Genomic DNA, 19,822 nt, shown 5'->3' with positions numbered 1-19,822 from the left:
GCGCTACTCGCATGACAACGCGTCCAAGCGAGTGTCCAAGGCCGGAAAAGAAAAACGCCCGCAAATCATTGATCTGCGGGCGTTTCCTATCAACTGGCGGAGTGAGAGGGATTCGAACCCTCGATAGAGCTTTTGACCCTATACTCCCTTAGCAGGGGAGCCCCTTCGGCCACTCGGGCATCACTCCGGGGTTTTCAGCCTCGCTGGCGTCCGTTCAAGGTTGCCGTCGAGGGCGTGAATAATAGCCTTATTCACGCGGAAAGGTAAAGCATTATTCCGCAGAATTTTCGCTGCCGGCGCCACCGGCTTCATCACCACGCTGGATGCGCTGGTAGATCTCTTCGCGATGCACGGCCACGTCCTTCGGCGCAGTGATGCCGATACGCACCTGGTTACCCTTGACGCCGAGCACGGTGACGCTGACCGAGTCTCCGATCATCAGGGTTTCGCCGACGCGGCGAGTCAGGATCAACATTTTGGTAAGTCTCCATGGAACCGTGTGGAAGGGTATCCCCCACCGGCTTGGCGTCCTGTCAAGGCCGCCCCACGACAAAGGGAAAAAGAGTAGGCAATGGTACCGTCTGCCGTTCCCCCCCTTCAAGGGAGGGAACCGGCCAGAAACGTTTACAGGCGGGGGCTGACCCACTCGACCACGGCGGCCAGCGCAGTGGCAAGGGCGGGCCCGTCCTCGCCACCACCCTGGGCGAGGTCCGGGCGTCCGCCGCCCTTGCCCCCGATCTGACTGGCGACATGGGACAACAGTTCCCCGGCCTTGACCCGGCCCATTGCACTGCCGTTCACGCCCGCGACCAGGGCTGCCTTGCCGTCCTGGGTGCCGGCCAGCAGGATCACCGCATCGCCCAGCTGCTGCTTCAGGCGATCGATGGCATCACGCAGGGCCTTGGCGTCGAAGCCTTCCAGGCGTGCGGCCAGCACCTTCACACCGGCCACCTCGACCGCCTGGCTGGACAGATCGGCGGTGGCACCGGCGGCCACCTTGGCCTTCACGGCCTCCAGTTCGCGCTCCAGCTGCTTCTGGCGCAGGCCCAGGGCACGGATCTTCTCGACCACATCGGCGGCGCTGCCGCCCAGCAGTTCGGCCGCCTCGGCCAGGCGTGCCTCTTCGGCATCCACATGATCCAGCGCCCCCTGGCCGGTGACGGCCTCGATGCGGCGCACACCTGCGGAGACACCGCCCTCGGAGGTGATCTTGAACAGGCCGATATCACCGGTACGGTTGACGTGGGTACCGCCGCACAGCTCGGTGGAATAGTCGCCCATCTTCAGCACGCGCACGTTCTCGCCGTACTTTTCACCGAACAGGGCCATCGCACCGAAGTCCAGCGCTTCCTGCATGCCCATCTGGTGCACTTCGGCCGCATTGTTGGCGCGGACCTGCTCGTTGACCTTGCGCTCGATCACGGCCAGCTCGGCCGCGGTGATCGGCTGGAAATGCGAGAAGTCGAAACGCAGGCGGTCCGGTGCCACCAGCGAGCCCTTCTGCTGCACATGGGTGCCCAGCACTTCGCGCAGGGCGGCGTGCAGCAGGTGGGTCGCCGAGTGGTTGAGGATGGTGGCGCCACGGCGCTGCCCGTCCACCTGGCCGGCCAGCACGTCACCCACCTTCAGGCCGCCCTCGGCCAGGGTGCCGACGTGGCCGTGGAACTGGCCCGCGAACTTCTGCGTGTCCTCGACCGCCAGGCGTACGCCGGCCCCCGTGATGACGCCGGTATCACCGACCTGACCGCCGGATTCGGCATAGAACGGGGTGCGGTCGGTAATCACGATCACCGCATCGCCGGCCTCGGCGGCCTGTACCGGACGGCCGTCCTTGAGCAGGGCCAGCACGCGCAGGCCGTCGGCCTGCAGGGCGTCGTAGCCCAGGAACACGGTCGGGCTCAGGGTGGCGACCAGTTCGGCCGGCAGGGTCACACCGCCTCCGAACTTGCCGGCGGCACGGGCGGTTTCGCGCTGGTTCTCCATCGCGGCATTGAAGCCGTCGATGTCCACGGTCAGGTCACGCTCGCGCGCGATGTCCTGGGTCAGGTCCAGCGGGAAGCCGTAGGTGTCGTACAGGCGGAACGCATCCACGCCCGGAATGACGCCGTTGCTGACCTTGGCCGCCACGTCGTCGAAGATCTTCATGCCCGAATCCAGCGTCTCGGCGAAGCGCTCTTCCTCGGCCTGCAGGGCGCGGATGACCGTCTCGGCCTGCGCCGGCAGCTCCGGGTAGGCCTCGCCCATCAGATCGACCAGGGTCGGTACCAGCTTGCTGAAGAACGGCTGGCGCACGCCCAGCATCCAGCCGTGGCGCAGGGCGCGGCGGATGATACGGCGCAGCACGTAGCCGCGGCCTTCATTGGACGGCAGCACGCCATCGACGATCAGGAACGAGCAGGCACGGATGTGGTCGGCGATGACGCGCAGCGACTTGTTTTCCAGATCGCCGGTACCGGTCAGTTCGCTGGCCTTGCGGATCAGCGCCTGGAACAGGTCGATCTCATAGTTGGTGTGCACGTGTTGCAGGATCGCGGCCAGGCGCTCCAGGCCCATGCCGGTGTCCACGCACGGCGCCGGCAGCGGCACCAGGGTGCCGTCGGGCTGGCGGTCGAACTGCATGAACACCAGGTTCCAGATTTCGATGAAACGGTCACCGTCCTCATCCGGCGACCCCGGGGGACCACCGGCAATGTGGTCGCCATGGTCGTAGAAGATTTCGGTGCACGGGCCGCAGGGGCCGGTGTCGGCCATCTGCCAGAAGTTGTCCGAGGCGAACGGGGCACCCTTGTTGTCGCCGATGCGCACGATGCGCGCTTCCGGCACGCCGACCATGTCGCGCCACAGCGCGTAGGCCTCATCGTCGGTCTGGTACACGGTGACCAGCAGGCGGTCGGCCGGCAGCTTCCAGACCTGGGTCAGCAGCTCCCAGGCCCAGGCAATGGCGTCCTTCTTGAAGTAGTCGCCGAAGGACCAGTTGCCCAGCATTTCAAAGAAGGTGTGGTGGCGGGCGGTGTAGCCCACCTGGTCCAGGTCGTTGTGCTTGCCACCCGCGCGCAGGCAGCGCTGGACGTCGGCGGCGCGCACGTAGCTGCGCTTTTCCGCGCCCAGGAACACGTCCTTGAACTGCACCATGCCGGAGTTGGTGAACAGCAGGGTCGGATCGTTGCCGGGCACCAGCGGTGCCGACGGCACGATGGTGTGGCCTTTGCCCTTGAAGAACTCAAGGAAATCGCTGCGGATCTGGGAGGTGCTGAATTTGGCGGATGCGTTCATGGGGGGCTGGCAGTGTGCGGGCCGGCAGCCCCGCCGCCACGGCCGCCTGGCCGCGGCCGGAAATCGGACCGCCGAAACCTCAAAGAGTAACAGGCCCGGCGCCCCCAGTCCTCAGTCATCCGGGTCGTAGCGGGTCGCACGACGGATGCAGTCGCCGTCGAAGCCCCGGCGGGCCAGCAGATCGGCCGCCTTGCGCCGCTGCGCCAGCTCCTGTGGCCCTGTCTCGCCGAAGCGGCGGCGGACCAGATCCCGGGCGTTTTCCTGCCAGTCACCGTCATAGCTGTCCATCGCCTCGGCAATGGCACTGCTGTCCAGGCCATGGGTACCCAGTTCAGCACGGATATGGATCGGCCCATAGCCGGTATTCGCACGCATCCGCACCAGGTTCTCGGCAAAACGGGTGTCGTCCTGCCAGCCGGCCTCGGTCAGCTTGTCCACCGCCGCGCGGGCGGCATCGCCCTCCACGCCCTTGGCGGTGAGCTTGCGGGTCAGTTCCTTGCGGGAATGCTCGCGCCGGACCAGCAGGCCCAGCGCCCGCTGCACCGGGGTCTGTTCACGCGGCTGGCGCTTGCGGCCAGGCCGGGCATCGGCATCGGCGTCGGCGTCGGACATCAGTTGCTCCAAGGGTGGCGCCGTCCCTGGCACCCATGCCCATCCCTGGGCGGTACGAACCTGCGGGACAGGGCGACGTCACTGACGGCGCCGCCCTGCCCCACAGCAAGCCTTACTCGTCGTCGCCGTCGTCGTCGCCTTCTTCGCGGTTGGCTTCGGCCGGCTGGAACTTCTCGCGCAGCTCGGCCTCCAGCTTGGCGGCGACCGTCGGGTTGTCGCGCAGGTAGCCACGGGCGTTGTCCTTGCCCTGGCCGATGCGCTCATCGCCGTAGCTGTACCAGGCACCGGCCTTCTCGACCAGCTTGGCATCCACGCCCATGTCGATCAGTTCGCCTTCACGGCTGATGCCTTCGCCGTACAGGATTTCGGTGACAACCTGCTTGAAGGGGGGGGCCAGCTTGTTCTTGACCACCTTGATCTTGGTCTGGTTGCCGATGATCTCGTCGCCCTTCTTGATCGCGCCGATGCGGCGGATGTCCAGGCGCACCGAGGCATAGAACTTCAGCGCGTTGCCGCCGGTGGTGGTTTCCGGGCTCTGGCCCGGCATCATCACACCGATCTTCATGCGCAGCTGATTGATGAAGATCACCAGCGTGTTGGAACGCTTGATGTTGCCGGTCAGCTTGCGCAGGGCCTGGCTCATCAGGCGGGCCTGCAGGCCCGGCAGCTGGTCGCCCATTTCGCCTTCGATTTCGGCTTTCGGCGTCAGCGCGGCGACCGAGTCGATGACCAGGATGTCCACCGAGCCGGAACGGACCAGCATGTCGGCGATTTCCAGGGCCTGTTCGCCGGTATCGGGCTGGGACAGCAGCAGGTCGTCCACGTTCACGCCCAGCTTGCCGGCGTAGATCGGGTCCAGCGCATGCTCGGCGTCGATGAAGGCCGCGGTACCGCCCAGCTTCTGGCACTGCGCGATGGCCTGCAGGGTCAGGGTGGTCTTGCCCGAGGATTCCGGACCGTAGATTTCCACCACACGGCCCTTCGGCAGACCACCAATGCCCAGTGCGATGTCGAGCATCAGCGAACCGGTCGGGATGGCTTCGACGGGCTCGACCACGCGGTCGCCCATGCGCATCACCGAGCCCTTGCCGAACTGCTTTTCGATCTGGCCCAGAGCAGCGGCCAGGGCGCGCTTTTTGTTCTCGTCCATCGTATTGGTCCTTGCAGAGGTCATGTCGTTGGGGGTGCTGTCTTTCGGGGTCTTCTTCGCCATGGGTTCACTTTAAAACGGGGGTATCGCACAGGCTGAGATTGTGCCCGGCGGTGGAACGGAAATTATCGGACATCCGTACCAACCTCGGTGGAACCAGAGAATCGCCACAAAAGACCGCGGGAATAGCTGGGGAAACGGCTCAACGGTTGGGTCGCAACAGGCCGCAATAGAGACCTTCAATCGCAAAATCCTGGTCCGGCAGCACTTCGATCGGCTTGTAGTCCGGGTTGCGCGGCAGCAGGCGGATGCGGTCCTTGGCGATCTTGAGCAGCTTCACGGTGATCTCATCGTCGATGCGTGCCACCACGATCTGGCCCGAATGCGCATCGCGGGTACGGTGCACGCCGATCAGATCGCCATCGAAGATGCCCTCGTCGATCATCGAATCGCCCTGCACTTTCAGCAGGTAGTCCGGCGCCGGCGAGAAGAACACCCGGTCCAGCACCACGAAATCGTCCGAGCCGATGTCGGCCCCGATCGGCAGGCCCGCCGCGACCCGGCCCAGCACCGGCAGCCGCAGCAGGCTGTCGGGCAGGTCGGGCTCGGCGAGCTTTTCCACCGCTGGTGCCTGCACCAGGCGGATGCCTCGGGCCTGGCCGGGAATGCGGCGGATCGCTCCGGCCTGCTCCAGCGCCTCCAGGTGGTACTGGGCGGCACGGACGCCCTTGAAGCCGAAGGCGCGGGCGATTTCAGTCTGCGACGGCGGTGCGCCGTCGGTCTCGATACGCTCGGCGATCAACTGCAGGATCGCCTGCTGGGTGTCGGTGAGGTCCATGGTTAGTAGTATTACTACTAATGATGGGGAGTGCAAGGGGGGGGCGAGGCCGAGGGGTGCCGCGTGGTCTGCCTGGCATCCGTGCGGCAGCGACACTAGGTGTGCCTGCCGCTTCTCCATATCGAGAACAGGATCCAGACACCGCACAGGCCGGCCCCGACAAAGCCGCACACCCCCAGCGCCAGCAGCCAGCGGCTGGAAATGCCGCCTACGCTGTGCATGACGATCGATGAGCCGATGATCAGCGCCGCCGTGACCACGCCCATCACCAGCCGGTTGGCCGCGCGGTTGACCTGGTCGCCGAAGCCCTGCAGCGCGCTGGTTTCCACCTTCAGCTGCAGGCGCCCGCGACGCGCGGCCTGGACCAGCCGGCGCAGGTCGCGCGGCAGGTCACCGGCAAAGTCGATCATGCCCTGCAGGCTGCGCCGGCCCCGCTTGAGCAGCGCGCGCGGGGCATAGCGCTGCACCACCACCCGCTCCAGGAACGGCCGTGCCGCGCCGGCCATGTCGAAATCGGGGTCGAGCTGGCGCCCCATGCCTTCCAGGGTCAGGAACGCCTTGATCATCAATGCCAGATCGGCCGGCAGGGTCAGGCTGTAATGGCGCAGCAGCTGGGTGATGTCGGCCAGCATCAGGCCGATGCGCAGGTCCTTCAGCGGTACGCCACGGTACTGGTCCACGAACTGGCTGATGTCCTGCTGCAGGCGGTTCTCGTCCACCTCCACGCCACCGGCCCAGTCCAGCAGGATGTCCGCCACCGCCTCCGGGTCCTGGTCGACCAGCCCATGCAGCAGCTGGGCGACCTGGAAGCGCCGCGCCTCGGACAGCGCGCCGACCATGCCGAAATCGATCACGCCGATGCGCCCGTCGCGCAGGTAGAAGATGTTGCCCGGGTGCGGATCGGCGTGGAAGCAGCCGTCCTGCAGCACCATCTTCAGCACGATGTCCGCACCGCGCCGGGCCAGTTCCACCCGGTCCAGCCCGGCCGCATCGACCGCCGCCAGGTCGCGGCCGGGAATGCCGTCAACGAAATCCTGGACGTTCAGGCTTTCGCACGTCCACTGCCAGTGCACGCGTGGAATCAGGATGTCGTCACGCCCCTCGAAGTTGCGCGCGATGCGTTCAGCGTTGCGGCATTCGGCGGCGAAATCCAGTTCGCGGCGCAGCGAAACGGTGAACTGCTGCACCACCTCGGCCGGCCGGTAGCGGCGCAGGTCCGGCAGCCGCGCCTCGACGATCTCCGCCAGCCGTGCCAGCAGGCGCAGATCCGCTTCGACCACATCGCGGATACCGGGACGGCGCACCTTCAGCACCACCTCACGCCCATCATGCAGCCGCGCGCGATGGGCCTGCGCCAGCGACGCGGCGGCCATCGGGGTTTCATCCAGGAATGCGAACACGTCCTGTGGCGGCGCACCGAGATCACTTTCCAGCTGCGCACGGATCTGGGCATACGGCAGCGCGGGCACCGCATTCTGCAGCTCGGACAGTTCGTCGATCCATTCCGGCGGCAGCAGGTCCACGCGCGTGGCCAGCACCTGGCCCAGCTTGACGAACGTCGGGCCCAGTTCTTCCATCGCCCGCCGCACACGGGTGGGCGCGGTCATGCGCAGCATCTGCTGGCTGTCGTTCCAGTGCAGCAGCTTGCCGGCACGCTCCAGCACGGTGGCCAGGCCAATGCGCCGCACCACGTCACCGAAGCCATAGCGGATCAGGACGGCAGCGATTTCCTGCAGCCGGCCCAGGTCACGGACAGTGCCCAGCGTTTCCCACATCGGCGATCACTCCGGTTGCCTACCGGGCCAGCATCTCACAGCTGGGCGTGGACACCATGCAACGCGGCGGCGACGGTCTGCCGGCGGATGGCTTCGCGGTCGCCGTCGAAGTGGAACAGTTCCGCGCGCGCATAGCCGCCGCGACGCTTCCAGCCGATCCAGACGCTGCCCACCGGCTTGTCCGCACTGCCACCGCCGGGGCCGGCGATACCGGTCACCGCCACCGCCATGCCGGCGCCGGAATTGACCAGGGCACCGGACACCATTTCCAGCACGGTCTCGCGGCTGACCGCGCCGAACTGCTCCAGCGTCTGCGCGCGCACGCCCAGCAGGCGCTGCTTGGCTTCGTAGCTGTAGACCACCATGCCGCAGTCGAAGAACGCCGAGGATCCGGCGATATCGGTCATGGCCTTGGCGATCCAGCCCCCGCTGCAGCTTTCAGCGGTCACCAGCAGCAGGCCGGCCTGCTGCAGGCGCTGGCCCAGTGCAACGGCCTGGGCGTTGAGATCGGCATCGGTGGGAAGGGACATCGGCGTCACGGTGGGGTGAAGAACCTGCACGTTGTACCGCAGATGACGGGCGCATGTCAGGCCATCGGCCCGCCCTGCCGGCGGGCAAGGCCCGGCAGGGCCTCACCACTCCGGCAGTTTCTCCGGCAGCAGGGTCCGGATCGGGCCGCCATCGGCACTGGCCGCCAGCTTTTCGGCCTCGGCGATCGGCAGGTCCACCTGCAACCGCCAGCCGTCCTCGTCCACGCTTTCACCTCGGACCACTTCCAGCTGGTGCAGCCGGGCCCGCAGACGGCCGGCACTGGGCGGCAAACGCAGTTCACCGGTGATGTGCTGCAGGCCCAGCCGCTTGCCCAGCACCGACTGCAGCAGATCCAGGCCACGCCCGTCACGTGCGGAAATCCACACGCGCTCACGCCGGGCATCATCGGGCACCCCGTCCTGGCCATCGTGGCGCACGTCGGCACCGTCGATACGGTCGATCTTGTTGAACACCAGCAGTTGCGGCAGGTCACCGGCGCCGACGGCAGCCAGCACTTCATCCACCTGGGCGATGCGCTCCTCGCGGTGCGGATCGGCGGCATCGACCACATGCAGCAGGAAATCGGCTTCGCGCGCTTCGGACAGGGTCGAGCGGAACGCGGCGACCAGGTCGTGCGGCAGGTCGCGGACGAACCCCACGGTATCGGCCAGCACCACGCTGCCTCCCGGCACCGCGATACGTCGCACGGTCGGGTCCAGCGTGGCGAACAGCTGGTCGGCCGCGTAGGCTTCCGCGCCGGTCAGCGCATTGAACAGCGTGGACTTGCCGGCGTTGGTGTAGCCCACCAGAGCGACCCGCGGCAGCTCGCTGCGCACGCGCGCACGGCGCATCTGGGTGCGCTGCACTTCGACCTTCTCCAGCCGCTTCTGCAGCTGCTCCACCCGCTTCTGCAGCAGGCGGCGGTCGGTTTCCAGCTGGGTTTCACCCGGGCCACGCAGGCCGATGGCACCACCGCGCTGGCGTTCCAGGTGGGTCCAGCCGCGCACCAGGCGCGTGGCCAGGTGGCGCAGCTGCGCCAGTTCCACCTGCAGCTTGCCTTCGTGGCTGTGCGCACGCTGGGCGAAGATATCCAGGATCAGACCGGTGCGGTCGATCACCCGGCGCTCCAGGAAGCGTTCCAGGTTGCGTTCCTGCACCGGGCTGAGCGCATGGTTGACCAGCACCAGATCGGCGCCGGTCGCCTCGGCGGCGGCCTTCACCTCATCCAGCTTGCCGCTGCCGATCAGCGTCGACGGGCTGGGCCGGTCGATGCGCGCCGTGATGGTCGCAGCGATGCTGGCGCCTGCCGAACGGGCCAGGTCGCCGAATTCTTCCAGCACATCGTCTTCCAGCCGGCCAGCATGCGGCTGGATCAGCAGGGCATGTTCACCCTTTTTCGAGCGGTCAAACACGAACCACTCCCGACTTACTCGACTTCATCACCCGCCTGGTCACCTTCACTGGACTGCACATAACCGCCACCCGGACCAACCTTCACATTGCGTGCCGGCACCACGGTGGAAATGGCGTGCTTGTAGACCATCTGGCTGACGGTGTTACGCAGCAGCACCACGAACTGGTCGAACGACTCGATCGTGCCCTGCAGCTTGATGCCGTTCACCAGGTACACCGACACCGGCACACGTTCGCGCCGCAGTGCGTTGAGGAAAGGATCCTGCAGCGATTGTCCCTTGGACATTGCACACTCCTGTTTATTGTTCTTATTGGTTATCGGCGCTGGCCGCGTTTTCCCCAGCGGCCACCGACCGCTGATGGTACACGGCTGGCCGGTAGTCAGCGTGCGACGAAGGTCGATACGGCCTGTGCCAAGCGCTCGCCATCGACATGGGGGTCGAACCAGCGCGCATCAAGTTCGCCGCGCAGCCAGGTCAGCTGGCGCTTGGCCAGCTGCCGGGTCGCGAAGATGGCCTTGTCACGGAAGCAGGCGGCATCGCCCTGCCCGTCCAGGTACTCCCAGGCCTGCCGGTAGCCGACCGCGCGCACCGCCGGCAGGTCAAGCGGCGCGGCGACCCGGGCCATCTGCGGCAGGGCACGCAGGGCCCTGACTTCGTCCAGGAAGCCCTGGGCCAGCATGGCATCGAAGCGGGCCTCGATGCGCTGGTGCAGCACGGCACGCTCACGCGGGGCCAGGATCAGCTTCAGCGTCCGCACCGGCAGCGGGTCCACCCCGGGGCGGCGCTGCCATTCACTGATGGCGATACCGGTCAGCCGGTAGACCTCCAGGGCCCGCTGGATGCGCTGCGGATCGGTGGCGTGGATGCGTGCGGCTGCCGCCGGATCGACGGCGGCCAGTTCAGCATGCAGGGCCGCCCAGCCGCGCTCGGCCGCCTCGGCCGCCAGCTGGGCGCGGGTCGCCGGGTCGGCTTCGGGCATCGGCGACAGGCCTTGCAGCAGCGCCCGGAAATACAGGCCCGTCCCCCCCGCCAGGATCGGCACCTTGCCACGGGCCACGATGCCGGCCACCACCTGGGCGGCATCGGCGGCGAACTCCGCCGCCGAATAAGGCTGCCAGGGATCGCGCAGGTCCAGCAGGTGGTGCGGCGCCCGCGCGCGCTCACCGGCATCCGGCTTGGCCGAACCGATGTCCAGCCCCCGGTAGACCAGCGCCGAATCGACGCTGACGATCTCGCCGTCCAGTTGCCGTGCCAGGGCGATCGCGGTGGCGGTCTTGCCACTGGCGGTCGGCCCCATCACGGCGATCGCCAGCGGTCGCCGGTCAATGCCCATCAGTCTTCATCCGGCCAGCGCAGGGCCGGCGCGGGATCCTTGCGTGGGGCAGGCACCGCCTCGACGGCCTGCCAGACCTTCAGTGCATCGACCGTGGCAGCCACGTCATGCACCCGTACGATGCGCGCGCCGCGCTGCACTGCGATCAGATGGGCAGCCACGGAGGCCGCCACGCGGTCGGCGGGGGCATCGCGCCCGGTCAACTCGCCCAGGCTGCGCTTGCGCGACAGTCCCGCCAGCATCGGCACGCCCAGTTCCAGGAAACGCTCCGCGCGCGCGAGCAGGGCCATGTTGTGGCCGGTGTCCTTGCCGAAGCCGAAGCCCATGTCGATCACCAGGTGCTTCTTTGCGATGCCGGCCATCTCGGCGGCAAACAGCCGCTGCACGAGGAAGCCATGCACCTCGGCCACCACGTCGTCATAGTGCGGCGCGTCCTGCATCGTGCCCGGCTCGCCCTGCATGTGCATCAGCACCACCGGCACGTTGGCCTCGGCGGCCGCCTCCAGCGCCCCCGGCTGGCGCAGGGCATGGATGTCATTGATCATGCCGGCGCCGGCAGCGACCGCTGCACGCATCACCGCCGGCTTGAAGGTGTCCACGCTGATCGGCACCGCGGTGCGCGCAGCCAGTTGTTCGATCACCGGCAGCACGCGGCGCAGTTCTTCCTCGACCGAGACCGGCGCGGCACCCGGGCGGGTCGATTCGCCGCCGATGTCGAGCAGGTCGGCCCCCTCCTCCACCAGCCGCAGGCCGTGGGCGACCGCCGCTTCGGTGGTGTCATGCACGCCGCCATCGGAAAACGAGTCCGGGGTGACGTTGACGATGCCCATGACCCGGGTGCGGTCCAGGCGCAGGACGCGGCCGGCGCAGTCGAGCTGGGGGGAGGTGTCGAACATGGGCGATCCTGCAGGCAACGGCGTTTAGTTTAGTGCGGCAGGGCTGCGCCCTGCACCTGCCGAGGCCAAGGCAACGTCAACGTCAACGTCAACGTCAAAAGCTGACATTCCGTGGGATGGCGGGGTGGGTCCGGTTGAGGGGGACGCCGTAAACCCATCCATGGGGGCTTGGTCGCGGCATCCATGCCGCTCACACCGCCTCAACCGGCCCCACCCCGCCTTCGACAATTTCCTGCGATCCGTTGTAGATCCACGCCATGCGTGGATCCATCCCAATCGAAATCCAATATTTCGATGATTCACCGAAAAGCATCCACGCATGGCGTGGATCTACCCGATCGCGGAGATCTGTCAGAGGTGGGGCGGTGTCGGAGTGCGGGGTATCAGCCGCATGGATGCGGCTGCCAAGCCTACAAGGACGTACTTGCGGCGTCCCCGCACTCCGACACCGCCCCGCCAAACCACGGAATGCTGCCGTTGCTGTTGCTCTGCCTTGAAGGCCTCGGCAGGTGCAGGGCGCAGCCCTGCCGAAAACCCTCAGCGCTGCCGGCGGCGCTTGCGGTCCACGTACAGGGTCTTGGCAATGCTCAGCACGATGCCCACGCCAATGCCGATCGCGCAGCCCAGCAGCAGGTTGTCGGCCCCCAGGCCTACGCCCACGCCCACCACCGTGGCGATGACCATTTCAGCGGTGTGGGAAATCGGTTCGGGCTTCGGGGCGGACATGCAGGCTCCAGCGTCAGGTCAGGGCATCAAGGACGCGATGCAGCGTCCGGAAACGACGAGGCCGGGTTGCCCCGGCCTCGTCTGGTCTTGCGTAGCGCAGGCCGTCAGTGCGACTCGGCCGGGCCGGCAATCGGCGGCACCGGACGGGCGTCACCGCCCTTGTCGTTGCTGCCACCGTCCTTGCTGGACTTGTTCCAGCCCGCCGGCGGCGGCGGCTCACGGCCTTCCATGATGGCGTCGATCTGCGGCGCATCGATGGTTTCGTACTGCAGCAGCAGCTGCGACATGGTGTGCAGCTTGTCCAGGTTGGCCGTCAGCAGCTCGGTGGTACGCGAGTAGGCCTTGTCCAGGATGTTGCGCACTTCCTCGTCGATGCGGCGGGCGGTGTCGTTGGACACGCTCTTGTGCTGGGTGACCGAGCGGCCCAGGAACACTTCATCGTCCTCTTCGCCATAGGCGATCGGGCCGAGCTGCTCGGACAGGCCCCACTTGGTGACCATGTTGCGCGCCATCTTGGTCGCCCGCTCGATGTCGTTGGACGCACCGGTGGTGACCTTGTCGGCGCCGAAGATCAGCTCTTCGGCCACGCGGCCACCGTACAGCGAGCACAGCTGCGACTGGATCGCCACGCGGTTCATCGAGTACTTGTCGCCTTCCGGCAGGTACATGGTCACGCCCAGCGCACGGCCGCGCGGGATGATGGTCACCTTGTAGACCGGGTCGTGCTCGGGCACCAGGCGGCCGACGATGGCGTGGCCGGCTTCGTGGTAGGCGGTGAGGGTCTTCTCCTCCTCGCTCATGGCCATCGAACGGCGCTCGGCACCCATCAGGATCTTGTCGCGGGCACGGTCGAAGTGGTCCATGCGGACGTCCTTCTCGTTGCCACGTGCGGCGAACAGGGCCGCCTCGTTGCAGAGGTTGGCCAGGTCAGCGCCGGAGAAGCCCGGGGTACCGCGCGCGATCACCATCGGCTCGACGTCGTCGGCCAGCGGCAGCTTGCGCATGTGCACCTTCAGGATGTGCTCGCGGCCCTTCACGTCCGGCAGGCCGACCACCACCTGGCGGTCGAAGCGGCCCGGGCGCAGCAGCGCCGGGTCCAGCACGTCCGGACGGTTGGTGGCGGCGATGACGATCACGCCCTCGCCCCCCTCGAAGCCGTCCATTTCCACCAGCAGCTGGTTCAGGGTCTGCTCGCGCTCGTCGTGACCGCCGCCGAGGCCGGCACCACGATGGCGGCCGACGGCGTCGATTTCATCGATGAAGATGATGCACGGTGCGTGCTTCTTGGCCTGCTCGAACATGTCGCGCACGCGGCTGGCGCCGACGCCGACGAACATTTCCACGAAATCCGAACCGGAGATCGAGAAGAACGGGACCTTGGCTTCACCGGCGATGGCCTTGGCCAGCAGCGTCTTGCCGGTACCCGGCGGGCCGACCATCAGCACGCCGCGCGGAATCTTGCCGCCCAGCTTGGTGAACTTGGACGGGTCGCGCAGGAAGTCGACCAGTTCGCCGACTTCTTCCTTGGCCTCGTCGCAGCCGGCGACGTCGGCGAAGGTGACCTTGATCTGGTCTTCGCCCTGCAGCTTGGCGCGCGACTTGCCGAAGGACATCGCGCCCTTGGCCCCGCCGCCACCGCCCTGCATCTGCCGCATGATGAACAGCCAGAAGCCGATGATCAGGATGACCGGCAGGAAGTTCATCAGGATCGCGCCCAGCGAGATCCCGCTGGAAGGCTCGTCCTGGACGATGTCCACGTTCTTGGTGCGCAGTACGTTGATCAGGTCACGGTCGAACGGTGCGGTGATGGTCGAGGTCTGGCCGCCGCGGGTCGTGTACGTGATCTGGTTGGTGCCGCCGCGCATGTCGCCGCCAAAGGCGACCTTCTGCACGTTGCCGCTGTCCACCTGGTCCAGGAACTGCGAATACGACATCCCCTGCGCACCCGCCCCGGAGGACTTGGGCGAGAAGCTCTGGAATACCACCATCAGCACGACGGCGACGACCACCCATAGCAGGAGGTTCTTGGTCAAGTCGTTCATCCTCATTGGCTCCGGTGTTCCTCTTGGTCCTGGCGTTGCGTTGGGGTCGAGCTTACTTCATGTGGGCGCGTTTGCCCTGACCCAAGGCGTACACCTCGGGCGATCGCTTGCGCGAGGCTTCCGGCTTGCGGATGGTGACCTTGTCGTACCGCCGGCGCATTTCGCGCACGTAGTCGTCAAACCCCACGCCCTGGAAGAGCTTGATCAGGAACGCCCCACCGGTCTTGAGGTGGTTGTCGGCGAAATCCAGGGCCAGCTCGGCCAGGTACATCATCCGCGGCTGGTCGACCGCGTCCATACCACTCTTATTGGGGGCCATATCCGAGAGCACAAGGTCCACCGGCTGGCCCCCCAGCATGGCTTCGAACTGAGATAGGACGGCTTGCTCCCTGAAGTCACCGTGAAGGAACTCCACGCCGGCCAGCGGCGGCATCTCCAGGATGTCCAGCGCGAACACCCGGCCGGTGTCGCCCAGCTGTCTCCGGACCTGCTGAGACCAGCCGCCCGGGGCCGCGCCAAGGTCGACCACGACCATGTTCGGCTTCAGCAGCCGGTCACGTTCGAGCAGTTCTTCCAGCTTGTAGGCCGCGCGCGAGCGCATGCCTTCGGCCTGCGCCTTCTTCACGAAGGGGTCGGAAAAGTGTTCCTTGAGCCAGCGCTGGCTGCTTTTGCTGCGGGTAGCCATTGGAAATAGGGGCTGATGGGGTCGTCATGATACCCTGATCGCCCCATTCAACCGCCTTTCCTGCATGTCCATTGCCCTGACCGCTTCCCAGACCCGATTCCTGCGCGGCCAAGCCCACGACCTCAAAGCGCTGCTGCAGACCGGCGGCAAGGGCATCACCCCGGCCTTCATCGCCGAGCTGGAAGAGGTGCTGGAACGCCACGAACTGGTCAAGGTGAAGGTGGCGGCCGAAGATCGCGAAGCCCGCGAGGCGATGGTTGCCCAACTGGTGGAATCCACCGGTTGCGCGCTGGTGCAGCGCATCGGCCACGTCGCCGTGCTGTACCGCCCGAGCCGGGAACAGCGCCAGATCGTCCTGCCGCGCGGCTGACCGCGCCCGCCCCGCATGCAACTGCATCACGAACTGCCCGACTATGCCTACAGCCTGCGCGCCGCCAGCGGCCGCGCGGCGACCGTAAACGACAAGGTGCTGGGCCACAGCTTCATCGTGACCCCCGACACCCTGGTCGAGCATTGGCCGGTAACGGCCGCGGCGGGGCTGCAGATGGACCACCTGGAAGCCGTGCTGGCCCTGAACCCGGCGCTGATCGTGCTGGGCACCGGCGAGCGCCAGGTGTTCCCGCCGGCGCAGTTGATGGCGGCCTGCCTGTCGCGCGGCATCGGCCTGGAAGTGATGAACAATCCGGCCGCCGCGCGCACGTTCAACATCCTGGCCGCCGAAGGCCGCCGGGTCGCTGCGGCGTTCATCCTGGAAGGTTGAGGCCCGCCGGGCATGGCCCGGGGCGGCCATACCATCCACGCAGGGCGTGGATCTACCACCATCGGTAGCCGGGCATGGCCCGGCGCTACCGTTGCGGCTTACTTCGCCGGCAGGTACTGCATCGGGTCGACCGGCTTGCCGTTGTAGCGGATCTCGAAGTGCAGCATGTCGCGATTGGCGCCGGTGCGGCCCATCTCGGCGATCTGGTCGCCCGCCTTGACGTTCTGGCCCTCGTTGACCAGGCGCTTGCGGTTGTGGCCATAGGCCGACAGCCACTGGTCGTTGTGCTTGATGATGATCAGCTCGCCATACCCCACCAGGCCGGCACCGGAATACACCACCACGCCGTTGGCCGCCGCGCGCACGGCTTCACCGCTGGTACCGGCGATGTCCACGCCCTGCTTGGTGGTTTCACCGGCCACGAAACGGCCGACCAGCTGCCCTTCGGCCGGCCAGCGCCAGCTGATGTTGCTGCGTACGGGCGCCGCCGGGGCCACCGGCGTACTGCCCCCGGCCGTACCCGGGCGCGGTGCGGTGACCACGGTGGTCGGCGCACGGTCGCCACCGGCCCCCTGCGGATACAGGCGGATCACCTGCCCCGGATGGATGGTCGAGGGATTGTCCAGATGGTTCCAGGCGATCAGGTCGGCCGGGGTGATGTCATGGATGCGGGCCAGGGCATAGATGGTGTCGCCCTTGCGCACGGTGACGCTCTGCCCCGGCTTGGGCACCGACGTCTTGGGCGTCGTGGACACGGCACCGATGCTGCCACCACCGCCGCCGCCCGCCGGGCGCACCACGGTGGCGGTCCCGCACGCGGCCAGGGTGGACACCAGCAACGCCAGCGCGGACAGACGCACTCCCTTGCTCAGACGGACTGCACTCATGCGAACTTCGACCTCCATACAAGCCAGGCGACCAGGGCCACCACCAGCGCGGTGGCGATCCAGCCCAGCGGTTCAATCCAGCGGCGCAGCGCCGCTTCGGCGCGCGGGCCACCGATGCGGATCACGGCAGCCAGCACGTACACGCGCTTGCCGCGCCCGATCAGCATGCTCAGCACATACTGCGGCAGCGGTACGCCGACGATACCCGATGCCCACGTGAAGACCTTCATCGGGATGGGCATGAAGCCGCCGAGCACCAGGAACGTGAACACCGCCCACGGCGATTCGGCCATCTTGGCCTGCACGGTGGCGATGCCCTGCTCGATGGCCGGCAGCATGCCCATCATGTCCAGCAGGGGCTTGATGGCCTCGTAGGCGAAATGGCCCAGGGCATAGCCCACCAGCGCGCCGACCATCGAACCGGCCAGGCTGAGGGTGGCGAACCACCAGCCGCGCTTGGGTTGGGCCACGCACATCGGGGCCAGCATCACTTCCGGCATGACCGGGAAGATGATCGCTTCGATGAAGCTCAGCACCGTCAGGTAGGTCGGTGCCCGCTCATGGCTGGCCCACTTCAACGCCCGCTCGTACAGCGGCCCGAAAATCTTCATGCAGCCCGGCTCCTTGGAATCAGTCCAGCATGCCAGACAGCAGCGGCACGAAGGTGACCGGCGCCAGCACGCGTTGTTCGATACGGCCATCGGCCATGCGGTCCAGCTGCACCAGCGACTGCCCCCCTGGCCCGCCGACCGGCGCCACCAGGCGGCCGCCCTCGGCCAGCTGTTCCACCAGCGCCTCCACCAGCGCCGGTGCGGCAGCGGTGACCACGATGGCGTCGAAGGGGCCATGCTCGGCCCAGCCGACACGACCATCGTCATGCTTGGTGCGGATGTTCATGCCCAGCGCACGGAACCGCTTGCGCGCCTGCCGCAGCAGGTCGCCGATGCGCTCGACGGTATAGACCTCCAGGCCCAGCGCGCCCAGCACCGCGGCCTGGTAGCCCGAACCGGTGCCCACTTCCAGCACCTTCTTCGGTGCCCCCTGCAGCACGGCCTCGGTCATGCGTGCCACCACCCAGGGCTGGGAAATGGTCTGGCCATGGCCGATCGGCAGCGCGGTGTCTTCGTAGGCACGCGAGGCCAGGGCCTCATCGATGAACAGGTGCCGGGGTACCACGCGGATCGCATTGAGGGTGGCTTCATCGGCGATGCCCGATTCGCGCAGGCGGTCGACCAGGCGGTCACGCACGCGCTGGGACGTCATGCCGATCCCGACCGCTTCAGGCTGCAGGCGCAGGCGCGGACTCATGCCGGCCGGCCCAGCGAAGCACTCAGGCCACCGACCCAGCTGGCGACCTTTTCCAGCGCCTGGTAGCGGGTCAGATCGACCTGGATCGGGGTGATCGACACATGCCCGGTACGTACCGCGTGGAAATCGGTGCCGGGGCCGGAATCCTGTTCACGGCCGGCCGGGCCGATCCAGTAGACCTCGTTGCCGCGCGGGTCCTTCTGCGCGATGCAGCCTTCGGCGCGATGCCGGTTGCCCAGCCGCGTCACTTCAAAGCCCTTGACCTCATCCCACGGCAGGTCGGGCACGTTGACGTTGAGGATGGTGTCGGCCGGCAGCGGGTCGGCTTTCAGGCGGGTGACGATCTCCACCGCGGCGCGCGCGGCGGTCTCGAAATGCTTCGGCGCGTGGTTGCGGCTGACCAGCGACATCGCCACCGCCGGCAGGCCGAGAAAACGGCCTTCCATCGCCGCCGATACGGTGCCGGAGTAGATGACGTCATCGCCAAGGTTGGCGACGTTGTTGATGCCGGACACGACAATGTCAGGTTCGAATTCGAGCAGGCCGGTCAGCGCCAGGTGCACGCAGTCGGTCGGCGTGCCAGCCACCGACACGGTGTAATGGTCGATACGCTTGAGGCGGATGGGCAGGTCCAGCGTCAGCGAATTGCTGGCACCGGAACGATCGCGGTCCGGCGCGACCAGCGTGACTTCGTGGCCGGCCTGGCGCAGCACCTCGGCCAGCATCCGGATGCCCGGCGCGTCCACCCCATCATCATTGCTGACCAGAATGCGCATCGGCGATTTAACCGCTTGATTTTCCAAGAATTCGACCCCGTACCCTTCCAGCGTTGGCGGGCTGGCCGGTCCCTCGTCAGGACAGCGGCAGCCGCGCAAGTGCGTCAGGTATTGTGCCGCATGCGAGCCGCCGGTCCTACCCTGCCAGCGGTCACACCCGGCATCCATCGGCCATATGCACCATGTACGTCACGGTTTACCCTGTACGCATGTCGCATCCGGAAGACGAAGATCCCGCCGCCCTGTTCCGTGCAGCCATCGGCGAAGTGAAGCCGCTGCGCAAGGAGGCCGAACCCGCCCCCAGCACACCGCGGCCGAAGCCACGCGCCCGCATGGCCGAACGCGACGAGGCCGAAGCGGCCGGTGAGTTCGCGCGGCTGCTGCGCGACAGCAGCCCGCTGGAGGCCGGTGACACCGCCAGCTACCGCCGCGACAACCTGCCGCCGCGCATGTTCCAGCGCCTCAAGCGTGGCCAGTACTCGGTGCAGGACGAACTGGACCTGCATGGCGCGACGGCCGCGCAGGCCGAAGGGCTGCTGCGCCAGTTCCTGCTCGAGGCACATGCCCATGAATACGGTTGCGTGCGCATCATCCACGGCAAGGGCCTGCAGTCCGATGGGGGCGCACCGGTACTGAAGAACCTGGTGGACCGGTTGCTACGGCTGCGCAACGACGTGCTGGCCTTCCATTCGGCGCCAACCGGCCAGGGGGGCACCGGCGCGGTGCTGGTGCTGCTGGCACGGCGCTGAGTACGGTGTCGGAAGCGGACAGCAGCCACGCATGGCGTGGCTCTACCCATTCCCCGCACGGATGCC

Annotated in this window: 21 protein-coding genes and 1 tRNA gene; 3 read left to right on the top strand and 19 right to left on the bottom strand. The window is 67.2% G+C overall.

Annotated features, from left to right (window positions below; all coding sequences use genetic code 11):
• Positions 1–94: 94 nt before the first annotated feature.
• The 15 genes from Q9R17_RS16150 to rlmE all read right to left on the bottom strand — a co-directional run bounded on the left by Q9R17_RS16150 (position 95) and on the right by rlmE (position 15,276).
• Positions 95–187: transfer RNA gene (locus Q9R17_RS16150), tRNA-Ser, on the bottom strand.
• Positions 188–271: 84 nt separating this feature from the next.
• The gene (gene csrA, locus Q9R17_RS16145; protein WP_006432031.1) at positions 272–475 is read right to left on the bottom strand and encodes a carbon storage regulator CsrA; all 204 of its coding nucleotides are present in this window, start codon (positions 473–475) and stop codon (positions 272–274) included.
• Between the two features lie 149 nt (positions 476–624).
• On the bottom strand, positions 625–3,273 hold the full coding sequence (gene alaS, locus Q9R17_RS16140; protein WP_308155604.1) for an alanine--tRNA ligase: 2,649 nt from the start codon (positions 3,271–3,273) through the stop codon (positions 625–627).
• 111 nt (positions 3,274–3,384) lie between these two features.
• Complete coding sequence (gene recX, locus Q9R17_RS16135) at positions 3,385–3,885, bottom strand: recombination regulator RecX (protein WP_308155603.1); 501 nt, start codon at positions 3,883–3,885, stop codon at positions 3,385–3,387.
• A 112-nt stretch (positions 3,886–3,997) separates the two neighbouring features.
• Positions 3,998–5,035 carry a recombinase RecA gene (recA, locus tag Q9R17_RS16130; protein WP_308155602.1) on the bottom strand — a complete coding sequence of 346 codons (1,038 nt, stop codon included), beginning with the start codon at positions 5,033–5,035 and terminating at the stop codon, positions 3,998–4,000.
• Between the two features lie 202 nt (positions 5,036–5,237).
• Complete coding sequence (lexA, locus tag Q9R17_RS16125; RefSeq protein ID WP_308155601.1) at positions 5,238–5,873, bottom strand: transcriptional repressor LexA; 636 nt, start codon at positions 5,871–5,873, stop codon at positions 5,238–5,240.
• Positions 5,874–5,968: 95 nt separating this feature from the next.
• Positions 5,969–7,648, bottom strand: a complete 1,680-nt coding sequence (ubiB, locus tag Q9R17_RS16120) for a 2-polyprenylphenol 6-hydroxylase (protein WP_308155600.1) — start codon at positions 7,646–7,648, stop codon at positions 5,969–5,971.
• A 35-nt stretch (positions 7,649–7,683) separates the two neighbouring features.
• The gene (locus tag Q9R17_RS16115; RefSeq protein ID WP_308155599.1) at positions 7,684–8,178 is read right to left on the bottom strand and encodes a nicotinamide-nucleotide amidohydrolase family protein; all 495 of its coding nucleotides are present in this window, start codon (positions 8,176–8,178) and stop codon (positions 7,684–7,686) included.
• 102 nt (positions 8,179–8,280) lie between these two features.
• Positions 8,281–9,591 carry a ribosome rescue GTPase HflX gene (gene hflX, locus Q9R17_RS16110; RefSeq protein WP_308155598.1) on the bottom strand — a complete coding sequence of 437 codons (1,311 nt, stop codon included), beginning with the start codon at positions 9,589–9,591 and terminating at the stop codon, positions 8,281–8,283.
• 14 nt (positions 9,592–9,605) lie between these two features.
• Positions 9,606–9,878, bottom strand: coding sequence for an RNA chaperone Hfq (gene hfq / locus Q9R17_RS16105; RefSeq protein ID WP_308155597.1), 273 nt, complete (start codon positions 9,876–9,878; stop codon positions 9,606–9,608).
• Positions 9,879–9,973: 95 nt separating this feature from the next.
• Positions 9,974–10,927 carry a tRNA (adenosine(37)-N6)-dimethylallyltransferase MiaA gene (gene miaA, locus Q9R17_RS16100; RefSeq protein ID WP_308155596.1) on the bottom strand — a complete coding sequence of 318 codons (954 nt, stop codon included), beginning with the start codon at positions 10,925–10,927 and terminating at the stop codon, positions 9,974–9,976.
• Entirely contained in the window at positions 10,927–11,823 is an 897-nt protein-coding gene (folP, locus tag Q9R17_RS16095) for a dihydropteroate synthase (RefSeq protein ID WP_308155595.1), read from the bottom strand. The genes miaA and folP overlap by 1 nt, the downstream gene beginning before the upstream one ends.
• Positions 11,824–12,360: 537 nt before the next feature.
• Positions 12,361–12,549 carry a hypothetical protein gene (locus Q9R17_RS16090; protein ID WP_308155594.1) on the bottom strand — a complete coding sequence of 63 codons (189 nt, stop codon included), beginning with the start codon at positions 12,547–12,549 and terminating at the stop codon, positions 12,361–12,363.
• Positions 12,550–12,653: 104 nt separating this feature from the next.
• Complete coding sequence (ftsH, locus tag Q9R17_RS16085) at positions 12,654–14,591, bottom strand: ATP-dependent zinc metalloprotease FtsH (protein ID WP_308155593.1); 1,938 nt, start codon at positions 14,589–14,591, stop codon at positions 12,654–12,656.
• A 52-nt stretch (positions 14,592–14,643) separates the two neighbouring features.
• A complete protein-coding gene (rlmE, locus tag Q9R17_RS16080) occupies positions 14,644–15,276 on the bottom strand; it encodes a 23S rRNA (uridine(2552)-2'-O)-methyltransferase RlmE (protein ID WP_308155592.1) in 633 nt (210 codons plus the stop codon).
• A 64-nt stretch (positions 15,277–15,340) separates the two neighbouring features.
• Between rlmE and yhbY the strand changes: the two genes are divergently transcribed.
• Positions 15,341–15,646 carry a ribosome assembly RNA-binding protein YhbY gene (gene yhbY, locus Q9R17_RS16075; protein ID WP_308155591.1) on the top strand — a complete coding sequence of 102 codons (306 nt, stop codon included), beginning with the start codon at positions 15,341–15,343 and terminating at the stop codon, positions 15,644–15,646.
• 15 nt (positions 15,647–15,661) lie between these two features.
• Positions 15,662–16,036, top strand: a complete 375-nt coding sequence (locus tag Q9R17_RS16070) for an Mth938-like domain-containing protein (RefSeq protein ID WP_308155590.1) — start codon at positions 15,662–15,664, stop codon at positions 16,034–16,036.
• 98 nt (positions 16,037–16,134) lie between these two features.
• Here the strand turns inward: Q9R17_RS16070 and Q9R17_RS16065 are convergent, their stop codons facing one another.
• The 4 genes from Q9R17_RS16065 to surE are packed head-to-tail and all read right to left on the bottom strand — an operon-like array spanning position 16,135 to position 19,007.
• Positions 16,135–16,941, bottom strand: coding sequence for a peptidoglycan DD-metalloendopeptidase family protein (locus Q9R17_RS16065; protein ID WP_308155589.1), 807 nt, complete (start codon positions 16,939–16,941; stop codon positions 16,135–16,137).
• Positions 16,920–17,534 (bottom strand): YqaA family protein, encoded by a 615-nt coding sequence (locus Q9R17_RS16060; RefSeq protein ID WP_308155588.1) that lies wholly within the window; start codon positions 17,532–17,534, stop codon positions 16,920–16,922. The genes Q9R17_RS16065 and Q9R17_RS16060 overlap by 22 nt, the downstream gene beginning before the upstream one ends.
• A gap of 19 nt (positions 17,535–17,553) precedes the next feature.
• Positions 17,554–18,231 (bottom strand): protein-L-isoaspartate(D-aspartate) O-methyltransferase, encoded by a 678-nt coding sequence (locus Q9R17_RS16055; protein ID WP_308155587.1) that lies wholly within the window; start codon positions 18,229–18,231, stop codon positions 17,554–17,556.
• Positions 18,228–19,007: a 5'/3'-nucleotidase SurE gene (gene surE / locus Q9R17_RS16050; protein ID WP_308155586.1), complete on the bottom strand. Its 780-nt coding sequence runs from the start codon at positions 19,005–19,007 to the stop codon at positions 18,228–18,230. Before surE ends, Q9R17_RS16055 begins: the two co-directional genes overlap by 4 nt.
• Before the next feature lie 209 nt (positions 19,008–19,216).
• On the opposite strand from surE, the gene Q9R17_RS16045 reads away from it, so the two are divergent.
• Positions 19,217–19,756, top strand: coding sequence for a Smr/MutS family protein (locus tag Q9R17_RS16045; RefSeq protein ID WP_308155585.1), 540 nt, complete (start codon positions 19,217–19,219; stop codon positions 19,754–19,756).
• Positions 19,757–19,822 lie beyond the last annotated feature (66 nt).

It is taken from the genome of Stenotrophomonas sp. 24(2023), from assembly GCF_030913365.1.
Classification (GTDB): Bacteria; Pseudomonadota; Gammaproteobacteria; order Xanthomonadales; family Xanthomonadaceae; genus Stenotrophomonas.
Note: the sequence above shows the minus strand (reverse complement) of the source record. Positions and strands in the feature narration are given on the sequence as shown.

Bases quoted from the DNA above. Each gene is read 5' to 3' on its own strand.
- Q9R17_RS16055 (WP_308155587.1), bottom strand. From the start codon at position 18,231: ATGAGTCCGCGCCTGCGCCTGCAGCCTGAAGCGGTCGGGATCGGCATG.
- surE (WP_308155586.1), bottom strand. From the start codon at position 19,007: ATGCGCATTCTGGTCAGCAATGATGATGGGGTGGACGCGCCGGGCATC.
- miaA (WP_308155596.1), bottom strand. From the start codon at position 10,927: ATGGGCATTGACCGGCGACCGCTGGCGATCGCCGTGATGGGGCCGACC.
- alaS (WP_308155604.1), bottom strand. From the start codon at position 3,273: ATGAACGCATCCGCCAAATTCAGCACCTCCCAGATCCGCAGCGATTTC.
- Q9R17_RS16060 (WP_308155588.1), bottom strand. From the start codon at position 17,534: ATGAAGATTTTCGGGCCGCTGTACGAGCGGGCGTTGAAGTGGGCCAGC.
- rlmE (WP_308155592.1), bottom strand. From the start codon at position 15,276: ATGGCTACCCGCAGCAAAAGCAGCCAGCGCTGGCTCAAGGAACACTTT.
- Q9R17_RS16065 (WP_308155589.1), bottom strand. From the start codon at position 16,941: ATGGAGGTCGAAGTTCGCATGAGTGCAGTCCGTCTGAGCAAGGGAGTG.
- Q9R17_RS16045 (WP_308155585.1), top strand. From the start codon at position 19,217: ATGTCGCATCCGGAAGACGAAGATCCCGCCGCCCTGTTCCGTGCAGCC.
- recA (WP_308155602.1), bottom strand. From the start codon at position 5,035: ATGGACGAGAACAAAAAGCGCGCCCTGGCCGCTGCTCTGGGCCAGATC.
- lexA (WP_308155601.1), bottom strand. From the start codon at position 5,873: ATGGACCTCACCGACACCCAGCAGGCGATCCTGCAGTTGATCGCCGAG.
- ubiB (WP_308155600.1), bottom strand. From the start codon at position 7,648: ATGTGGGAAACGCTGGGCACTGTCCGTGACCTGGGCCGGCTGCAGGAA.
- Q9R17_RS16090 (WP_308155594.1), bottom strand. From the start codon at position 12,549: ATGTCCGCCCCGAAGCCCGAACCGATTTCCCACACCGCTGAAATGGTC.
- folP (WP_308155595.1), bottom strand. From the start codon at position 11,823: ATGTTCGACACCTCCCCCCAGCTCGACTGCGCCGGCCGCGTCCTGCGC.
- Q9R17_RS16070 (WP_308155590.1), top strand. From the start codon at position 15,662: ATGCAACTGCATCACGAACTGCCCGACTATGCCTACAGCCTGCGCGCC.
- yhbY (WP_308155591.1), top strand. From the start codon at position 15,341: ATGTCCATTGCCCTGACCGCTTCCCAGACCCGATTCCTGCGCGGCCAA.
- hfq (WP_308155597.1), bottom strand. From the start codon at position 9,878: ATGTCCAAGGGACAATCGCTGCAGGATCCTTTCCTCAACGCACTGCGG.
- recX (WP_308155603.1), bottom strand. From the start codon at position 3,885: ATGTCCGACGCCGACGCCGATGCCGATGCCCGGCCTGGCCGCAAGCGC.
- Q9R17_RS16115 (WP_308155599.1), bottom strand. From the start codon at position 8,178: ATGTCCCTTCCCACCGATGCCGATCTCAACGCCCAGGCCGTTGCACTG.
- csrA (WP_006432031.1), bottom strand. From the start codon at position 475: ATGTTGATCCTGACTCGCCGCGTCGGCGAAACCCTGATGATCGGAGAC.
- ftsH (WP_308155593.1), bottom strand. From the start codon at position 14,591: ATGAACGACTTGACCAAGAACCTCCTGCTATGGGTGGTCGTCGCCGTC.